At 65.2% G+C, this 16,875-nt stretch carries 13 protein-coding genes and 1 pseudogene; 4 read left to right on the forward strand and 10 right to left on the reverse strand.

Features of this window, described 5'->3' with window-relative positions:
- Positions 1 to 70: 70 nt before the first annotated feature.
- The 8 genes from AC1DJN_RS09560 to AC1DJN_RS09595 form a co-directional block, all read right to left on the reverse strand.
- Positions 71 to 8,356, reverse strand: a complete 8,286-nt coding sequence (locus tag AC1DJN_RS09560) for a host specificity factor TipJ family phage tail protein (RefSeq protein WP_478039138.1) — start codon at positions 8,354 to 8,356, stop codon at positions 71 to 73.
- Positions 8,347 to 8,742 (reverse strand): hypothetical protein, encoded by a 396-nt coding sequence (locus tag AC1DJN_RS09565; protein WP_032975023.1) that lies wholly within the window; start codon positions 8,740 to 8,742, stop codon positions 8,347 to 8,349. Before AC1DJN_RS09565 ends, AC1DJN_RS09560 begins: the two co-directional genes overlap by 10 nt.
- Positions 8,742 to 9,203 (reverse strand): DUF1833 family protein, encoded by a 462-nt coding sequence (locus tag AC1DJN_RS09570; RefSeq protein WP_032975025.1) that lies wholly within the window; start codon positions 9,201 to 9,203, stop codon positions 8,742 to 8,744. Before AC1DJN_RS09570 ends, AC1DJN_RS09565 begins: the two co-directional genes overlap by 1 nt.
- Positions 9,200 to 9,553, reverse strand: coding sequence for a hypothetical protein (locus AC1DJN_RS09575; RefSeq protein ID WP_032975026.1), 354 nt, complete (start codon positions 9,551 to 9,553; stop codon positions 9,200 to 9,202). Before AC1DJN_RS09575 ends, AC1DJN_RS09570 begins: the two co-directional genes overlap by 4 nt.
- On the reverse strand, positions 9,550 to 11,631 hold the full coding sequence (locus AC1DJN_RS09580) for a phage tail tape measure protein (RefSeq protein WP_478036466.1): 2,082 nt from the start codon (positions 11,629 to 11,631) through the stop codon (positions 9,550 to 9,552). Before AC1DJN_RS09580 ends, AC1DJN_RS09575 begins: the two co-directional genes overlap by 4 nt.
- A 322-nt stretch (positions 11,632 to 11,953) precedes the next feature.
- Entirely contained in the window at positions 11,954 to 12,196 is a 243-nt protein-coding gene (locus tag AC1DJN_RS09585; protein ID WP_235189890.1) for a phage tail assembly protein T, read from the reverse strand.
- A gap of 80 nt (positions 12,197 to 12,276) precedes the next feature.
- A complete protein-coding gene (locus tag AC1DJN_RS09590) occupies positions 12,277 to 12,621 on the reverse strand; it encodes a hypothetical protein (protein ID WP_478039140.1) in 345 nt (114 codons plus the stop codon).
- Positions 12,621 to 13,079 (reverse strand): hypothetical protein, encoded by a 459-nt coding sequence (locus AC1DJN_RS09595; RefSeq protein WP_032975030.1) that lies wholly within the window; start codon positions 13,077 to 13,079, stop codon positions 12,621 to 12,623. The genes AC1DJN_RS09590 and AC1DJN_RS09595 overlap by 1 nt, the downstream gene beginning before the upstream one ends.
- Before the next feature lie 368 nt (positions 13,080 to 13,447).
- Between AC1DJN_RS09595 and AC1DJN_RS09600 the strand changes: the two genes are divergently transcribed.
- The 3 genes from AC1DJN_RS09600 to AC1DJN_RS09610 are packed head-to-tail and all read left to right on the forward strand — an operon-like array spanning position 13,448 to position 14,721.
- Entirely contained in the window at positions 13,448 to 14,119 is a 672-nt protein-coding gene (locus tag AC1DJN_RS09600; protein WP_313115113.1) for a dienelactone hydrolase family protein, read from the forward strand.
- Positions 14,116 to 14,538 carry an HIT domain-containing protein gene (locus AC1DJN_RS09605; protein WP_442252205.1) on the forward strand — a complete coding sequence of 141 codons (423 nt, stop codon included), beginning with the start codon at positions 14,116 to 14,118 and terminating at the stop codon, positions 14,536 to 14,538. Before AC1DJN_RS09600 ends, AC1DJN_RS09605 begins: the two co-directional genes overlap by 4 nt.
- A gap of 15 nt (positions 14,539 to 14,553) precedes the next feature.
- A complete protein-coding gene (locus AC1DJN_RS09610) occupies positions 14,554 to 14,721 on the forward strand; it encodes a LiaI-LiaF-like domain-containing protein (RefSeq protein WP_025876120.1) in 168 nt (55 codons plus the stop codon).
- A 68-nt stretch (positions 14,722 to 14,789) separates the two neighbouring features.
- Here AC1DJN_RS09610 and dcd read toward each other — a convergent pair.
- Positions 14,790 to 15,248: pseudogene (dcd, locus tag AC1DJN_RS09615) on the reverse strand (dCTP deaminase); the annotation flags it as partial.
- A gap of 77 nt (positions 15,249 to 15,325) precedes the next feature.
- A complete protein-coding gene (gene apbC, locus AC1DJN_RS09620; protein ID WP_025876115.1) occupies positions 15,326 to 16,180 on the reverse strand; it encodes an iron-sulfur cluster carrier protein ApbC in 855 nt (284 codons plus the stop codon).
- 215 nt (positions 16,181 to 16,395) lie between these two features.
- On the opposite strand from apbC, the gene AC1DJN_RS09625 reads away from it, so the two are divergent.
- On the forward strand, positions 16,396 to 16,875 hold a 480-nt coding region (locus AC1DJN_RS09625; protein ID WP_478039139.1), incomplete at its 3' end, for a TonB-dependent receptor plug domain-containing protein.

Below are 16,875 nucleotides of genomic sequence, written 5' to 3' on the forward strand. Positions count from 1 at the left end.
AGCGGCCGCTTTCACCGGCGGCCGATACGGTTGAAACCCGCGGCACCTGCCGGGGACGGCAGGCACCGTGTCACCACACACCCATACGCACGCGCAGGCGTCCGGCCTCGTCGAAGACACGCCAGTTGCCGTCGCTGTACTCGGTACGCCGGCCGCCGCCCGGTGCGCTGACGCTGAACGCATCGGCCACCACGTCGAAGCGCGAGACCTGTCCATTGGAGGCCAGCTGCACGCCCCCCACCCTGCCGTCGGCGCGGACATTGACCGACCACTGCGCGGATGACTCGGTGCCACCGGCCGACCAGGTCGGCGGCGTGGTTGCTGCCGCATCCACCTGGCTGAGCATCGGGCGGAACATCCAGAAATAAGGCGTGTCCTCACCGGTACCGATCACGATGACGCGGAAGCGCGCGGATGCCGTATTAGCGGGCGCCTGCGTTATCAGGAATGGCCGCGACACCCTGTCCAGCGTGATTGGGATTCCCGTGTTGTTGCGGACGCCCGGACTGTGTACAAGCCCAAGGTGGTTACCGGACGCATCGAAGAACGTCAGCTCCAGCTTGACCTCCACTCGATGGGCATTGATCCATGCAGAGGCGCAGTACGTCTTGCCACCCTCGATGGCGATGTCGTACTCGGTACCCCACCAAGCCATCGCACCAGCGGCCAGAACACCACCCGTGACAGATCCGAGCCCGAATATGCCCTTCGGATGCCAATTGTCATCACCGGTGGGATTGCCCAGCTCGGACCAGCGTGCGCCGGGATTGCTTCCCCAGCCCCAACCCGAGCGCTGCCAGAACGGGAAGGTGGTGTTCATCAGCAGGTTGCCGCCCGATCCGAGGTTCTTGACCTGCGCCTGCATGCTGGTAACCACCGCCGCATCCGCCTTGCCGCCCAACGATGCCTGCACGCCATCCACGCGCCCGGACAGCGCCGTCATCTGCGTTCCCTGCTGGCTCACTTGGCTTTTCAGCTGCGAGAAGCCGCTGGCCGATACATCCCCCACCTGGGTCTTGAGCTGGGTCAGGTCACGTGCGGTGGTGTCCAGCTTGCTGCCCTGCTGCGCAACGGACGTGCTGAGCCCGCTGATCGCCGAGGCATTGGCATCATTGGCCAACTGATCGGTGATGTCGTACACCTGCACGCTGTCCACGCGTACCTGGCCGTTGTCCGGATAGGCGTACACATTCAGCCGCCACGCATCGATGCCGCTGTTGAACGCATCGAAATCAAACGTGCGGGTCTCGAATGCCTCCACAGCGAACACGGCACGCAGGTCCTGGTTGGACTGCTGCCCGGCGACGCTCCTGCGATACATCCGCACCATCAGGTTGTTCGCCCCACCTGCGCCACAGGCACGTACGACCACGCGCAATCGACGTGCACCATTGATTGGCACCCACTTGCCGCCATTGGGCTGCAGTGTTGGATTCACACTGGTATATCGATTGAGCAGCACGCCCGGACGGCCGTCGCCATTGACCGTGCTCCACACTGCACCGTTGGCGGCTGCCGATGCGGTCCAGCCTCCCAGGCCCTCTGCGAAATCGGGATTGGGCAGCAGACCGCTGCCGGTGTTGAGTACGCCCTTCAGCCCGCTGGACAGGTCGGTGAGCTGCTGTGCCTGCGCATCGACCTTCGCCCCCTGCTGATCCACCTTCGTGGTCAGCGCAGTCACCGCCGTTGCGTTGGCAGCGGCGCTCTGCTGGGCAGCGTAGGCATCGGTGACATCGATCATGCGGATGTCATCAACCTGGACGCGCACCCCCACTTCCCGTGTGCCGTTTCCACCCGGGATGCTGACGAGCATCCGCCACTTCGCGGCAGAGACCGCCGTATTCATGTAGCCGCTGACCTTGGTCCACCCATCCTTGCGCAGGGAGGCAAGGGCGTAGGCCTGCAATGGCCACGAGCTTTCCGCGTTGGCTTCGTTCRTGGTCTGCCAGCCCACCCTGATGGAGCCTCCGGTCGGCTGGATGCTGTCCGGATGCAGGCGCGCGTAGTACTCCACGTAGATGCGACGATTGCCGGTGATTGGGGTCCACTGGCCAACGTACATGTCCGCATTCGTGTTCGGGCTGGTGTTGGCTGCGACATTCACATCCAGGCCACGCTCACCGGTCCGGCGCGCATCGGTGCGGGCGGTGTAGATCGTGCCCGCCGCACTACCCAGCAGTTGGCCGTCCTGGAAGGTTTCGAACGCCCCCAGCGGGAACAGGCTGTCGCTTCCGTTGAGAACCGACTGCACATCCGACTGCAGCTTGACCACATTGGCCGCACTGCTGGTGATGCGGTCGCCAAGCTGCACCACGTCGGTGCGCAGGTTGGAGATCGCCGTGGCATTACCTGCGATGTCCTGTGCATCGGTGATGTCATAGAGCTCGACGCGGTCGAACAACACCTTGCCATTCGCATTGGTCAGGTGCACCTGCGGCATCACTTCATTGCGATCCAGCCCAGCCGACCACTCCGCTGTGTAGGTTCTCCAGGCACCGTCGGTCAGGTTCAGTGTCACGTCCGCATGGCTTTCGCCAACACCCGTGGTGCGCACCCTCAGGCGGCATACCAGCGTCGCCGTTGCGCCATCAAAGGCGCGGGCGATCATCACCATCCGGTACCGGCGTGACTTGCCGGCAGCCACCGGCAGCCACCGGGAGTCATTGGCTGTGATTACCGGGTTCTGGCCGGCCTGCGGGCCGTGCGTCATCAACAACGCATCGCCGCCTTGGCCAGAGGCCTTAACCCATTCCACGGTGTTTGCCGGCAGCGTGCGGGTCAACGTCCACCACGCGGCACTGCCGGCGAAGGTGCTGTTGCGCAGCAGGTTGTCATTGCTCACCACGGAGGTATCGATCCGTGCACCCAGGCTGGTGATGCTGTCTGCCGCAGATGCCAGGTCGGTACCGAGCTTGCCCACGTCGGTGCGCAGCCCGGTCAGCGCTTCGGCATTGGCCCGCGACGCACGATCCAGCGCCGACGAGTCCTGCGATCCGGTCGGTACACCATTGAGCAGGGTGATGGTCATTTCCACCCATAGGCCAACGCGGCTGGCATCCAGCGGGGGCGGAGACAGGATCTGCCTGCCGCCACCGGCGCCACTCTTCCTGCGCCCGACCATCACCAGCATCCGTCCGCCGGAAAGCGCCGCAAGGTTCTCCTGCGAAAGACCGGCATCAAGCAGGCGGGTGCGCAGGCCGATGGTGTCGGCGTTGGTGCCGCTGCTGATCGCCCCCACCGCGTCCGACGTATAGGCGATGAAGTACTGGTTGTCCTTCAGGGTTTCGTCGTACCAGGAGTTGAAACGGGCCGATTCAGCTTGCAGATTGCCGTACGTGTCGAATACGGCGGTACTGCTGATGCTGTTGTCCGCATTGATCACCCCTACCCGCAGGCCGCGGTTGGCGCCCATGCCGGCCACGATGCTGCCGTTGGCGCGATACACACCCGATGCCCGCGGACCGCCGGTGGGCCAGGCGTTGATGTGCGCATTGGCAATGATGTTGTAAGCCACCATGTTGCCGATACCGGACGCCAGGCGTGTCACATCCTCGGCAGCGGTCGTCAGCCTGCCATCGATCTGCTCCACCTTGGTCGACAGACCCGTGATCGCCGAGGCATTCRCATCGGCGTCAGTCACTTCCTCCACCCACAGGTCATCCAGCCACAGCGTGCCGGCCGTGCCGTTGCGATTGATCGTGACCTTGATGCCCTGCACCGTGCCGGAGGACGGCAGGTTCACGAAGGTCTCGGTCTTCACCCAATCCACGGACCTGGGGAACGACGCTGTCGCAGCCGCCATCAGGTTGCCGTTCTGGTCGCCAATACGCAGCTTGGTATTGTCGGCCGTGCCGTCGAAGTCCTCGCTGGTCCGCGTCCAGCAGGAAACGCGATAGCGGCGGCCAGCGGTCAGAGCGATGACACGCCCTTCGTTGACCGCCGCGCTGACCACCGCGTTGCTGCCCCCTGCATAGGGCGCGGCTTTCCAGCACAGGGTGTTGCCACGCCCCTCGCGCACCACCGACGCAGCCGTCGTATTGAAGAATGTCCAACCTTCGGAGGCCAGGTTGAAGTCACCATTGAGCGCCAGGTTGCTGCCTGCGCCCATCACCGCCTCCATGCGGCTCTTCAGCTGGACCAGGTCCTGGCTGCTGGTGGTGACCTTGCCATCGAGTTGCCCCACTTCCGTCTTCAGCGCATTGAAGGCACTGGAGCCAACCTTGTCGCCCATCGTAGCGTCCAGGCTGTCCACACGCCTCCCCAGCGCGGTATCGGCGGTGACCATTGCCTGCTGCAGGCTGCTGACGCTGGCATTGGTCGCCAGCGCGCCGGTACCTGCTGGCATGCGTGCCTGCAGTGCCTGGATCGATTGTGCGTTGACCTGGTCGCCGCTGAGCCGCGCGGACTTCTCCGCCGCGATCAGGCCCTGGCTGACGCCCGCCAGATCGCTTCCTTCGTAACTGCCTCGCAGTTGCACGCCGAGCGTCTCTCGACGGCTGGCCTCGCTGGAATCGGCCGCGATGCGTGCACTGGCTTCGTCCTGCAGCATGGCCACCGACGCGCCCGGTGTCGGTCGGCCGATCGCCACCCAGTCCAGCAGGAAGTAGTGGGCATCGGTCTGCGCCTTGGACAGATCCAGGCGGATCTGGTCGACCACGGTACCGTTCCACGGAATGTTGTCCACATCCAGCGTCGCGATGCCATTGCTGTCATAGCCCGGCTCTGCGAACTGCACCATGCGAGCGTTGTCCCACGACTGGCCGGGGCCGTTCCACAGCAGCCGGCCGTCCCAGGCAGGACTACCCACTTTGCGGATACGCAGCTTGACGAAGCGGTGCGCCGCGCCCTGGACGTCCTGGCCGCGCGGGCTGGCCACGAAGGCATCGCTGGCATGGTTGGCCGGACGCAACCAGCCATCCACCAACGTTGGACTGCCGCCGTTCGCGCCCCAACCTTCCACGCTGTTGTCGAAGTACCAGATGCGCTTGCTGTCGAACTGCACACCACTGCCTGCCGACAGCTGGCTCACCATCCGCGTGAGATTCTCGACATCCGACCGGCGCTCGCTGGTTTCGCGGGTCACCGCCGTGGTCAGCTCGGTGCGGGTATTCAGATCACCTGCAGCGCGGTCCAGCACTTCGCGCGCCAGGCCATCGGTGCCTGCCTTGATCGCCAGCGCCTGCTGGTCGAGCCTTTCGGCCTGCCCGGCAAGCCGTTCGGCCCCGGCCGTGATCTGTTCCTGCAGGCGCAGCGATTCGCTGCGCAGTGCTTCGGCCGCCTGGGTGGCATTGGCCAGGTCGTTGTCGATGCGGGCAGTGATTTCCTTGCCCAGATCCTGCTTGACCGACTCCACCACGCCACCGATCCCCTCCAGCGTCTGCCCGACGTTGCGGCCGAGCGAACGTCGCAGGTAGCGGGCGGCCGTCGAGAGTACACCCGAGGTGTTGCGACTGCGGCAGGCAAAGGTCCAACTGCCCGACGCCGGCAGCACCGCTTCGATCGCAGCAGTGAAGAAGCCACCTGCATCGCCGAGCGGGGTCATCTGCTCCCAAAGCGGGTTGTCGATGCTGCCCGCGGTGTAGCGGATCTCCACACCAGCGAAGTCGGCCGACTGCACCGTATCGCTGAAGAAGCCCCATACGTAGCGACGCACGCCGCCACTGAGCTCCTCGATGTCGAACAGGTCGACCAGGACAGGCGGCGCGTCAGCGCCCAACGTCGTGTATTGGGCAGACACCGCCACGCCGGCGCGTCCCTCCGGACTGTACGGACGCACGACGATGGGATAGGTACCCGCGCCGGGGATCGACCAGCTTGCCGAGCGCGTCGTGGTACGTGCGACTTCCTCCAAAGCGGCATTGCCGTCTGGATCGGACAACACCAGCGTGTCACCCACCGGCCCGCTGATGTCGAAGCTGGCCTGCAGTTCGGTATGGACGCTGCCGCCCTGACTGACCTGCCGTTCGATCACTTTCAGGTTGCTGGCGATGGGGCGGGTCTGCAGCGACGATTCGTTCGACGGCGGTACGTACTGGCCGGTGCGCACGTAGTGCCAGAACGCAGGCCCTTCCTGCACCACGTCCACTGACGCACCCTTGAGGTCGCCCTCCGGACGGATGCCGGTCACGCGCACGCGTGTACCCGGCGTCTGTTTGAAATCATAGATCCAGATGGTGTCGTGCGCAGGATTGGTCTCGCTGCTGCCAGGCAGCGACGCGTCGGCCGGCCACGGGTCCGCCAACACCAGGGTGTCGCTCGGCTCGCTGCCAGGTACCACGCGCAGTACGCGGTAGACGCGCTCGCCCGGGACGCGCAGGCCAATGAACGCACTGCCCACCGCGGGCGGCGGCACCGGCTCGTCCAACTGCAGCGTGGTCACACCTTCGGCATCGACCGTGGCGCCGATCAGGCGGCCACCGAAGCCCCACTGGGTCAGGTCGTGCTGCAACGCCAGCACGGACAACCGCGAGTAGGCCAGGTGCTCGATGTCGGTGCTGTAGCTGATCGACTTGTACTGGTAGACGCTCTGCGCCAGATGCCAACGCGCCAGCATCGCGGCGTGGGCTTCGGTGCTGACGCCCTCGCCGGTGATCTTGGCCGGGTTGAGCATCACTTCCACACCCGGTGCCGGCACGCGTAGCGTCGCCGCCTTCCAGGTGCGGCGGTCCAGATAGCTGTACTCGATGCCGTCGGCGGCATTGGCCAGGGTGTAGTCGACCTGGAACTGGCCCTTCTTGATCGTCGCCATGTTGACGACGCCGGAGAGCGGCTGCTCGTCGGCGGCCCATGCCACGCCCAGGCGGCCCTTTGCCCATGTCACCTGGCCGAAGCCGGCCAGGGCGATGGCATCCAGCACCGCCTGGTGGCTGCGTACTTCTGTCAGCCAGTAGTCATAGCCAAGCGCATTGTCTGCGCAATGCAACATGAAGGCCTTCAGGCTTTCAATGTCGATGCGTCGATCCGCCATGCCCAGGCCTGCGATGCGCTTGCCATTTTCGTCGTTGATGCCACGCACGTAGGCCAGAATCTGCGCGCCCGGGTTGCTGGTCTCCTCGGTCACCCAGCCAACCGCATCGCCCTTCCACACCGGGATCGGCCGCGAATGGGCCACGCAGCGGATTTCATCCGGGGTGCCGTTGAGCTGGCCGGAGGCCTTCATCTGCAGGCCGATCGCGGGAATGCCGGCATGGCTGGCATCGTCACGCTGAACGCTGACCAGCGTGGTCCAGGTGAAGTTCGCCTGCGCACCGCTGCCATCGGTGTTCTGTCCAGCCACGCGCACACGCACGTCGTACTGGCCAAGCTCCACATCGCGACCGTAGCTCACCCGACGGGCTTTCTGCGTGCGCCCCACAAGGTTGTAGTTGCCGAACAACTGCCAGTTGGTGGTGCCTACCGGGCGGTACTGGATCTGGAGCTGCTCGCGGTTGTCCTTGTCCTTGCCCTTGGAGGTCGTGTCCCACAGACGGAATTCCACGTTCACCTGCAGGCGCAGCGTCTCGGCCGAACTGGTGCGCTCCACCCACGGGCTGGCCACATGCTTGGCGTCGCTGCCGGTATCCAGCAACAGAGCGCCTTCGATCACATCCGCGTTGCTGTAGAGCGGAATCGCTTCGTCCGGCATCTGCGGGAAGCCTCGGAACCAGGTGCGCACCCCCTCATAGCTGGACAGCGGTGACTCACCGTTCTGCAGGGCCTCGACACGGCCGACATTGATGCCTGGGCTCAGGGTCATRCCGACGAACTGTTCGTCGTCCTCGAACCACGTATAGGGACGGCTGATCAGATCGGGCGCCACGCGCGTGGAGCCGAACAGCAGGCCCAGCGGCTCATAGGCGCGCACGCGGTTGCGAGGCGCAGCCAGCGAATAGGCGGTATCGGCAACGCCACCACCACCGGGCCGGGGAGGCTTCGGGCCCAACACCTTGTTGATCAGCACGCTGCCGGCCACGTACACCGCTGACGCCAGAGCAGTGCCGTAGGTGGCGCTGAGCCCCGCTACCGCGCCCGCACCCCAGGCCGAGCCTGCCACCAGCGTGCCGATGCCGAAGGTGAAGTAGGTCAGCGCGATCATCGCCACCAACGGGATCACCGCTTTGCCGACCACGCTGCGGACTTCGATCAGCTGCCCATGCCGCGGCCGCACCTGCATCCACTGCTCACGCGGGACATCGATACCATCCACGCAGACCTGCCAGGCCTGCCCATCGAGGCCATCGATATGGCGCATGAGGAAGGCGTACAGGCTTTCGCCCGGGCGCAGGTCGACCGGCACGTTGCGCTGGCCATCCAGCAGCACCGGATGCGGGGTGATGATGAGGCGACCGTCGGTCGCCGGTTGTGGGGTCAGTTCCATGCGTAGTATCCCTCGATCCTCAGCCCATATCCGGGCAGGTCACGAACGCGGTGCAGCACGCTGCAGCCGTTCGTTTCATTGCTGTGCAGAACCCAGCCCTCGTGGGCCAGGAAAAAGAAAACCCCGGCATGGCCGGGGTTGTGTTGTCCGCGTTCGATCATCAGTACCAGGTCGCCGTCCTGCGGTGGGCCCTCGCGGGCTACCGCCTGCGCGCGCGACAGCGCGCCCAGTTCGGCCGAGCCGCGCCGCCCGCGCGGGCGCCGTCCGGGCAGCGCCACTTCACGGGCGAACAGCGCCCGCTGCACCTGCACCACCAGGTCGGCGCAGTCGCACGCGGCTTCGTCATAGGGAATGCCCACCCATCGCTCGACGTCGACCAGGCGCATCAGAAGATCCCCGGCAACGTGAACGGATTGGCGTGCAGCAGCACGGCCTGCTGGCGCATCAGGAAATCGACGCCGCACTGGGCGCTGACCGTGCGCGTGTTGACCGATACCTGGGTCATCGGCAGGTCGTACTCGGCCTCGATGGCATCCGGGTTGGCACGGTCGGTCAGCATCAACCGGGCGGTCACCATCTCGCCCGGGGCCAGTGCTTCCAGGTCTTCGGTGAGTGCGCGGCCGATATTGTCGATCACCAGCTGCGCACGCGGAGCCTGCCCGCTGACGTCGTCGGGAAGCTGAAAGCCGAATGGCGCGGCGATGAACTCGCTGCCATTGCTGGTCCAGTTCACGTTGTCGTTGACGATCCGCAGCACTTCCGGCATCGATGGCGCCGACACTTCCAGCAGCATCAGCGGCCCCTGGGTATCAGCCAGGCGCTGGCGACGTTCATGGAACGAGCTCATCGCATGTACTCCAGCACCAGATCACGCTTGGAGAAACGGAACTGGGTGTTGAGCGGCACCAGGCGACCGATCCCCTGCGGAAAGCGGGCGCTGATCGGCTGCCCGGTCCGTGGGTGCTCCATCGTGAACCAGCCGACACGACCGACATCGCGCAGGTACCACTCCTCGAACGCCTCGGCGTCGGCCGCACTGCGGAACTGCACCGAGGCGTACACATTCTTCATCACCCGGCTGTTGAGCGCGCGCATCTTGCTCGGCCCGCGCTCCATGTCGGTCCGCTCTTCGGACGCGACGATCTCCTCGCCATAGTCGGCGAAACGAATCTCTGCATACTCTGGCCAACTGCTCATCCCACTGCCTCCGTCCATCCATATCGGGCCCGTCCAATGGCGCCCAGCTCGCCACCGTTGAGGCTGTCGCCCACGATGTCGATCACCAGTCGCCTCACTTCGCTGCCATCCGGCATGCGCTGGCGTTCTTCCCGGGTGTTGACCCGGCCTTCGCCGTAGTTGTTGATTTCCACGTTCATCCCACCCTCGCCGGCACGGGCGATCGGCACCTGCGCATAGCCTCCGCTTTCGCCGCCGCCCAGGCCGTTGCCGGTTCGCAGCGACGTGCGCAGAGCAAAGAATGCCGATGGGCCGCCGAGTGCCGCCATGTCCTCCTGGCTGAGTACACCTTCACCCTTGTGGACGATGCCGGCCGGTTCGTACTTGCCGCCAGGGCCGGTGTAACCGCCGATGGAAAAGCCGGTGATCTTCGGCCCGAACAACTGCCCGACCGACCTGATCAGTCCACTGACCATCTGTTTGGCTGCCAAGCGCGCCAGATCGGCGATGATCGAGTCGGCCAGGTCGGAGAAGGACAGCTTGCCGGTCTGGGCAAACTTGACCAGGCTTTCTTCCAGCCCCCCCAGGGCATTGCTGAACACGCCGTGGCTCAGCTCGGCAGCGTTGGCGGCAGCGTCGGCGTAGTCCTCGAAGGCCCGCATCGCGCCGTTCTTCCAATCGGACTGGTATGCCTTCTTGCTCTCCTGGAACGCGGCCTCGCGTTGCAGGGACTGCTCATGGAACGCATCGAGCTCGGCCAGCAGGGTCCTGTAGCGCTCCGATTCGATGACCTTGCCGTCTTCACTGCGCGACTCGTCGTCCAACGCACGCTTTCGGTTGTCGCGGTCCTCATCCAGCGCGGAACGGCGTTGCATGCGATCCACGCTCGCTGCGCCATGGCCGATGCCGAACAGTTCCTGGTCGTTGCCGCGCTGCTGTGCCTGCGCCGCCTGCTGGAGCTCCCGCTGCAGCTTCAGCAGGTCCTGCTGGGCCTTCTTCGACGCTTCAGCAGCTGCCGCCTCCTTGGCCAGGGCCACCGCTGCAACCAGCGAGGCCTTCACCCGCAGTTGCTTCTGCTCGCCGAGTTTCTTCTCGGCATGCTCCATCTCGTCAAGGAGGGTGACTTGCAGCTTTTCCGTCTCTGTCATCCCCTCTTTCAGCTTCTGGCGCACTCGGTCCTGGGCCATCTGCTTCTCGATGCGATCCATCAGTGCTGCGTACGCATCGGCCTGTTCATTCACGCCTCTGACCGACTGCTGGGCTGCCTGCTGCTGTTCGCGGAACTGGGCCTTGCGTTCGATGTCGGCCTTCTTGCGTGCGGCGTCCCTGTTGAACTCGGCGCGCTGGGCCGGGTCCATCTTGTCCGGCCCGCCGTTGGCATTTATTTCCGCACCGCGTTCAGCCAACCATGCCGCGTACTCGCCACGGGTTAGACGGATCCACTCGACCTCGTCTCGCCACGCTTCTCCGCGCATGCCACCGAGCATGCCCGAGATCGCCGAACCGGCCTGCAGTGCCTCCCAGCGCGTCAAGCCTACCTCTGCCTTGAGCTGGACCAACGTCTGGATGTCGAGATTGTTGATGGCGTCCTGGACCCTCTTGAACAGCTCTGGATCCATTGAGCCACGGATCTGTTCCTGCAGCTCCTGGAACTGGCGCCGCACCGGATCGGTCTTGCCTTCAAACTCCTTCAAGGCGTCCTGCGCGGCCTTCAGCCCTGCGTAGTCGGCCCCCGCGCTCATGCCGGCGCCCTCCCGCCCCGACTGCTGGCCATAGGCCACGCGCCCTTCCCAATGGGTGACGGCCCCCTCCAGCGCGCGCTTGCGCGCTTCGAGCTCGCGCATGGCCTTTGCCTGCTCATGCAGCGAAGCGACGGCGACATCCATCGGCATGCTGCGATCCCGCAGACCCTTGCCGACTTCATCCATTGTGAACGACATCAGCTTCAGCGATTGCATCTGTTCATTGAACTCGGCACGGGCACGTTCGGATGCCTTGACCATGTCCATGTACGCTTCGCCGAGCTTCTGCACCGACGCGATGGCGATGCCCCATGGGCCGCCTGCAGCAGTCAGCAGGCCGTTGCCAAGCTCCTTCACGCCGCTGCGGAGTACATCTTCCCCGCCTTTTGCGCTTGCCCCTGCCTTTGCCGCCGCGCCTTCAGGTGCGGCATGCACGCGCGCCAGCGCGGCTGCCGTCCGCTCGGCCTCCGCCCGCATTGTCTTGAGATTCTGCGTTGCCAGGCGGCTGGCCTCCGCCATTGCGTTACGGAAGCCCGTCGTATTGACCCGCAGTACTACGTCTAGATTCTGGTTAGTGGACGCCATATGCGTTCCTCCAAGAATGATGAGGGGCCCCGCAGGGCCCCAGGTTCGATTGCATGCCACACCTCGGAGAAGCCATGCCCTGCCCCGCCTGGGATCACGGCGCAGCGTTGCGGCGCGATGCGCTGCCGAACATCTCCAGCAGCTGCTGCGAGCGTTCCTTGGCAGCCTTCTCCGGCGAGGCGCGCGGCCGCACCAGCAGGAAGTCCTCGGCCGTGGTCGCGTTGCCATGCACCTGGGCCAGCACACTGGTCAGCTGCGCAAGCATCCCCTGCAGTGGCTGATCCATCGGTTCCAGCCGTGCGAACGCGTACATCTCCGAGAGCTGGCGGGACGTCACTCCCGCCAACAGGTGGTCCGGATGCGGGAGGCCCAGCCGCCACGCGATCCGGAACTGAAGCCGGCGCTCAGGCCGGCGGATCAGTTTTTTTCCAGCTCTCCCACGGCCGCATCGCCGAGCGCATTGAGCGTCTGCGCGACACGGAACACGCGATCCAGCGCCGCCGCCGATTTCGCGCCCAGCTGGGCCACCTCATGGTCGGAGAACAGGCGCGCCCCCATTTCATCGACCAGGCACAGGCCGACGAAGCGCGCACGGAAGTCATCCACCTTGGGCGTATCACCGCCATAGGTCTCCTGCTCCCAGCGGTCACGGTCGCTGGCCGACATCATCGCCACACGCACATTGCCGCCCCATTCGGGCACGGCGATGTCTTCGTGGCGGCGWTCCTGTGCGTCCAGGATCTGCTGCTTGCCCAGCAGCATCACGGGGTGCCGCCGGCAGCAGCGGTGACGATGGCGAAATCACGCGGCAACAGATCGGCGGTGAAGGTCAGCACCTGGTTGGTACCTGGGGCGACGTTGAAGGCTGCGACCTTGGCCACGAAGGTGGCGGCATCGCCGGTGGGCAGCACCATCAGGAAGTGCAGGTCGGCATCCGGATCGGCGTCACGCAGGATTTCCTGGCCCGCCGAGCTGCCCACCGGCCAGCGATGGCCGGACACCTGTACGGCCTGGCCGCCGGACAGACCCGCGATGTTCTCCATCTGCTTCGAACGCAGGTTGGTGGCGTCGAGAGTGTTGGCTTGGCCGCGGCCAAACGGGAAGGCGGTCAGGCCGTCGATTTCGGTATAGCCTGCCGGATTGTTCGGCGCGGTCGGGGCGGTGCCGGCCTTCACGTACAGCGCGGAGTCCTGGGCGGAAATGGCTTGATTGATGGACATGGTGTTGAATCTCCTGGAAATGAAAAAGCCGCCTTGCGGCGGCTGGGTTTCGGGGTTGTCAGGCTCGGGTCGGCCTGGATGTCTTCGTCGCGGTTGGCCCGGCACAGCCGCCTGTTTCCACGTCGCCCTCGGGCAACGCGCAGACAACAAAAAAGCCCCCGGCTCGCGCCGGAGGCTTGTATGTCATCGTGGCTGAAAGCTTAGGCTTCGGGTGTGCACCGGTCAATACGGAAACCGGTACCTGCACCGCCTTGGGAAACCACAGCCAGYCCCACCATAGCCGCCCGATGCGGCACAGCCGCTGACATCGCGCTAACCCTCACAACGTCGACAATACCGTTCTGTTCCCTGCAACGAGGTACACCCCGATGTCCGAATGGATCATCCTGGATACGCATTACGGCCCGGTCCGCGCCTGGCAGGCACTGCCCGAGGGCAAACCCCGCGGCGCGCTGGTGGTGGTGCAGGAGATCTTCGGCGCCAACCCGCATATCCGCGGCGTCGCCGAACGCTTCGCCGCCCAGGGCTACGCCGTGTTGGCCCCCTCGTTCTTCGACCTGGTCGACGGCCCCGAGGCCGACCCCGATGCCCTGCCCTACACCCCCGAGGGCGTGAAGGATGGGCTGGAACGGGTTACCGCGCTGGGCATGGAAAAGGCACTGGAAGTGGTCCGCGCCGCGGCAACCCGGCTGGCCCCGCACGGCAAGGTCGGCACGGTTGGGTACTGCTGGGGTGGCAGCGTCGCCCTGCTGTCCGCGCTGCGCCTGGGCCTGCCCTCGGTGAGCTACTACGGCGCGCGCAACGTGCAGTTCCTGGACGAGACGCCGAAGGCCCCCGTTATGTTCCACTTCGGCGCGCAGGACAAGAGCATCCCGCCGGAGGCGATCCAGGCACACCGTGAGAAGCTGCCGCAGATGGCGACCTACGTCTATCCGGCCGACCATGCCTTCAACCGCGAGGTCGGACATGCGTATGATCCAGACAGCGCCGCCCTGGCGCTGCAACGCACCCTGGACTTCTTCTCGGAGCATCTTGGATGAGCGATTTCGAACTCGATTCACGCCTGGCCACCGATAGCGTACTGGTGGCCGAAGGCCCGTTGTCGCAAGTGCGACTGATGAACGACGAACGATTCCCCTGGCTGGTCCTGGTGCCGCGTCTGGCCGGGGTGACCGAGTGGATCGAGCTGGACGGCGAGCAGCAGGACAAGCTGCGCACCGAGCTCAACCGCGCCTGCAAGGCCCTGCACGGTTCGGACGGGGTGGAGAAGATCAACATCGGCGCGCTGGGCAACATCGTGCGCCAGCTGCATTTCCACGTGATCGGCCGCCACGACGGCGATCCGGCGTGGCCGGGACCGGTCTGGGGCAGTGGCCCGGCGCACCGCTATGAGCCGGCCACGCTGGACCAGCATGTCGCCTACTGGAAGGAACGGCTAGGATATCCAGCCCATTCCTGAGCCAGTGCCGACCCGATGCGATTCAATATCGTCGCCGCCATCCTGCTGATCCTGATCGGCCTGTTCATGCTGGCCAGCAACCTGGGCTGGACCAACCTGAACCTGTCGCGCCTGCTGTTGACCTGGTGGCCGCTCGGCTTGGTGGCCGTAGGCATCGCGATCCTGTTCGGTCGCGGCAAATAAGGTAGCGCCGGGCCATGCCCGGCGAACGCAGCGCGCGGACCCACAAACGGAAACGCCGGGCATGGCCCGCCTTCGTTGGCGTAGATGCGCGCCGGCAGCGGCGTGGTGTTGCTGAATTCCAGGGTCACGTGGCCTTCCCACTCCGGCTCCAGCGGGGTCACGTTGACGATGATGCCGCAGCGCGCATAGGTGCTCTTGCCCAGGCACACCACCAGGGTGTCGCGCGGAATGCGGAAATACTCGACCGTGCGTGCCAGCGCGAAGCTGTTCGGCGGAATGATGCACTCGTCACCGACGATATCGACGAAGCTGCCCGGATCGAAATGCTTGGGGTCCACGATCGTCGAGTTGATGTTGGTGAACACCTTGAACTCGCGCGAGCAGCGCACGTCGTAGCCGTAGCTGGAAGTGCCGTAGCTGACGATGCGCTCGCCGTTGGCCTGCTTGACCTGCCCGGCCTCATACGGCTCGATCATGCCGTGCTGTTCGGACATCCGGCGGATCCAACGGTCACTCTTGATGCTCATGCTCTGTCCTGGGTGCGAGGGGGCGCGAGGATTCTAGCAGGGGGCCGGGCGTCGCCGCCGCAGCCCCCAGCGGGCCCTTACAGCAGCGAGGACAGGATCGGGATCGAAGCGCGCGGGCGCTTGCCCACTTCCTCGACCAGACGCTGGGCGGCACGGTGGTAGGCCTGGGCCGCCGCCGATTCCGGCTGCGCGGCGGTGATCGGGGTACCGGCATCGCCCTGCTCGCGGATGCCGATCTGCAGCGGCAGCGACCCCAGCAGCGGCACGCCGTACTGCGCCGCCATGCGCTCGCCACCACCTTCGCCGAACAGGTGCTCCACATGCCCGCAGTTGCTGCAGGTATGCACGGCCATGTTTTCGACCACGCCCAGCACCGGCACCTCGACCTTCTCGAACATCTTCAGCGCCTTCTTCGCATCCAGCGTAGCGATGTCCTGCGGCGTGGTGACGATCACCGCGCCGGCCAGCGGGATCTTCTGCACCAGGGTCAGCTGGATGTCGCCGGTGCCCGGCGGCAGATCGATCAGCAGATAGTCCAGGTCGTCCCACAGCGTGTCTTCGAACAGCTGGGTCAACGCCGCCGTCGCGCGCGGTGCGCGCATGATCAGCGGCGTTTCGTCCTCGACCAGATAACCGATCGACATGGTGTCCACGCCGAAGGCCCGCATCGGCTCGATGCTCTTGTTGTCCGGGCTTTCCGGGCGACCGGACAGGCCGAGCATCGCCGGCACGCTSGGGCCGTAGATRTCGGCATCAAGCACGCCYACGCGCGCCCCCAGCTGCTGCAGTGCGACGGCCAGGTTGACCGCCGTGGTCGACTTGCCCACGCCACCCTTTCCCGAGCCCACCGCGATCACGTTGCGGATGCGCGCATGCGGCGCCAGTCCCTTCTGCACCTGGCTGGCATGCGGACGACGGGAAGAACTGTTCACTGCGGGCTCCGGGTGAATCGACAAGAAGAACCCAACATCATACTAGCTGGACGTACGCTGACTGAAATTCAGGATTGCTACAGATTCGTGCACAGATTGTTAAGTTCATGTTACGTTCGCTAAGCACTGGTTTTGGGCTGCGTTGCTGGATCTACGGCACGCACGATGGCGCATGCGCAGTGCCGTACTCGTATTTGCTCTCTGAACGGAACTACATGAAAGACCTTCGCAATTCTGCACGTCGCAACACCCTCGCTGTCGCCTTGATCTCCGCCCTGGTTGCCGCCTCGCCGGCAATGGCCCAGGACAAGGCCACCAATCTGGACAAGATCACCGTCACCGGCTCGCTGATCCCGCAGACCCAGGTCGAGACCCAGACCCCGGTCATGACCATCAGCGCTGAAGCCATCCAGTCGCGCGGCTTCAACAGCGTCGCCGAGGTGCTGCAGCAGTCCTCGCTGACCACCGGCGGCATCCAGGGTGGCCAGACCTCCGCTTCGTTCACCCAGGGCGCTGAAGCCGCTGGCATGTTCGGCCTGAATCCGGGTTACACCAAGTACCTGATCAACGGCCGCCCGATGATGTCCTACCCGGCGCTGTACAACGGCGGCGACGCGTTCAACAACATCAGCGGCATTCCGATCGACATCGTCGAGCGCATCGAAGTCCTGCCGGGTGGCCAGTCCTCCCTGTAC

Source organism: Stenotrophomonas sp. 05L414_2, from assembly GCF_056397905.1.

Coding starts and splice junctions, on each gene's coding strand:
- AC1DJN_RS09595 (WP_032975030.1), bottom strand. CDS start 13,079: ATGTCCATCAATCAAGCCATTTCCGCCCAGGACTCCGCGCTGTACGTG.
- AC1DJN_RS09610 (WP_025876120.1), top strand. CDS start 14,554: ATGCGATTCAATATCGTCGCCGCCATCCTGCTGATCCTGATCGGCCTG.
- AC1DJN_RS09565 (WP_032975023.1), bottom strand. CDS start 8,742: ATGCGCCTGGTCGACGTCGAGCGATGGGTGGGCATTCCCTATGACGAA.
- AC1DJN_RS09570 (WP_032975025.1), bottom strand. CDS start 9,203: ATGAGCTCGTTCCATGAACGTCGCCAGCGCCTGGCTGATACCCAGGGG.
- AC1DJN_RS09575 (WP_032975026.1), bottom strand. CDS start 9,553: ATGAGCAGTTGGCCAGAGTATGCAGAGATTCGTTTCGCCGACTATGGC.
- AC1DJN_RS09600 (WP_313115113.1), top strand. CDS start 13,448: ATGTCCGAATGGATCATCCTGGATACGCATTACGGCCCGGTCCGCGCC.
- AC1DJN_RS09605 (WP_442252205.1), top strand. CDS start 14,116: ATGAGCGATTTCGAACTCGATTCACGCCTGGCCACCGATAGCGTACTG.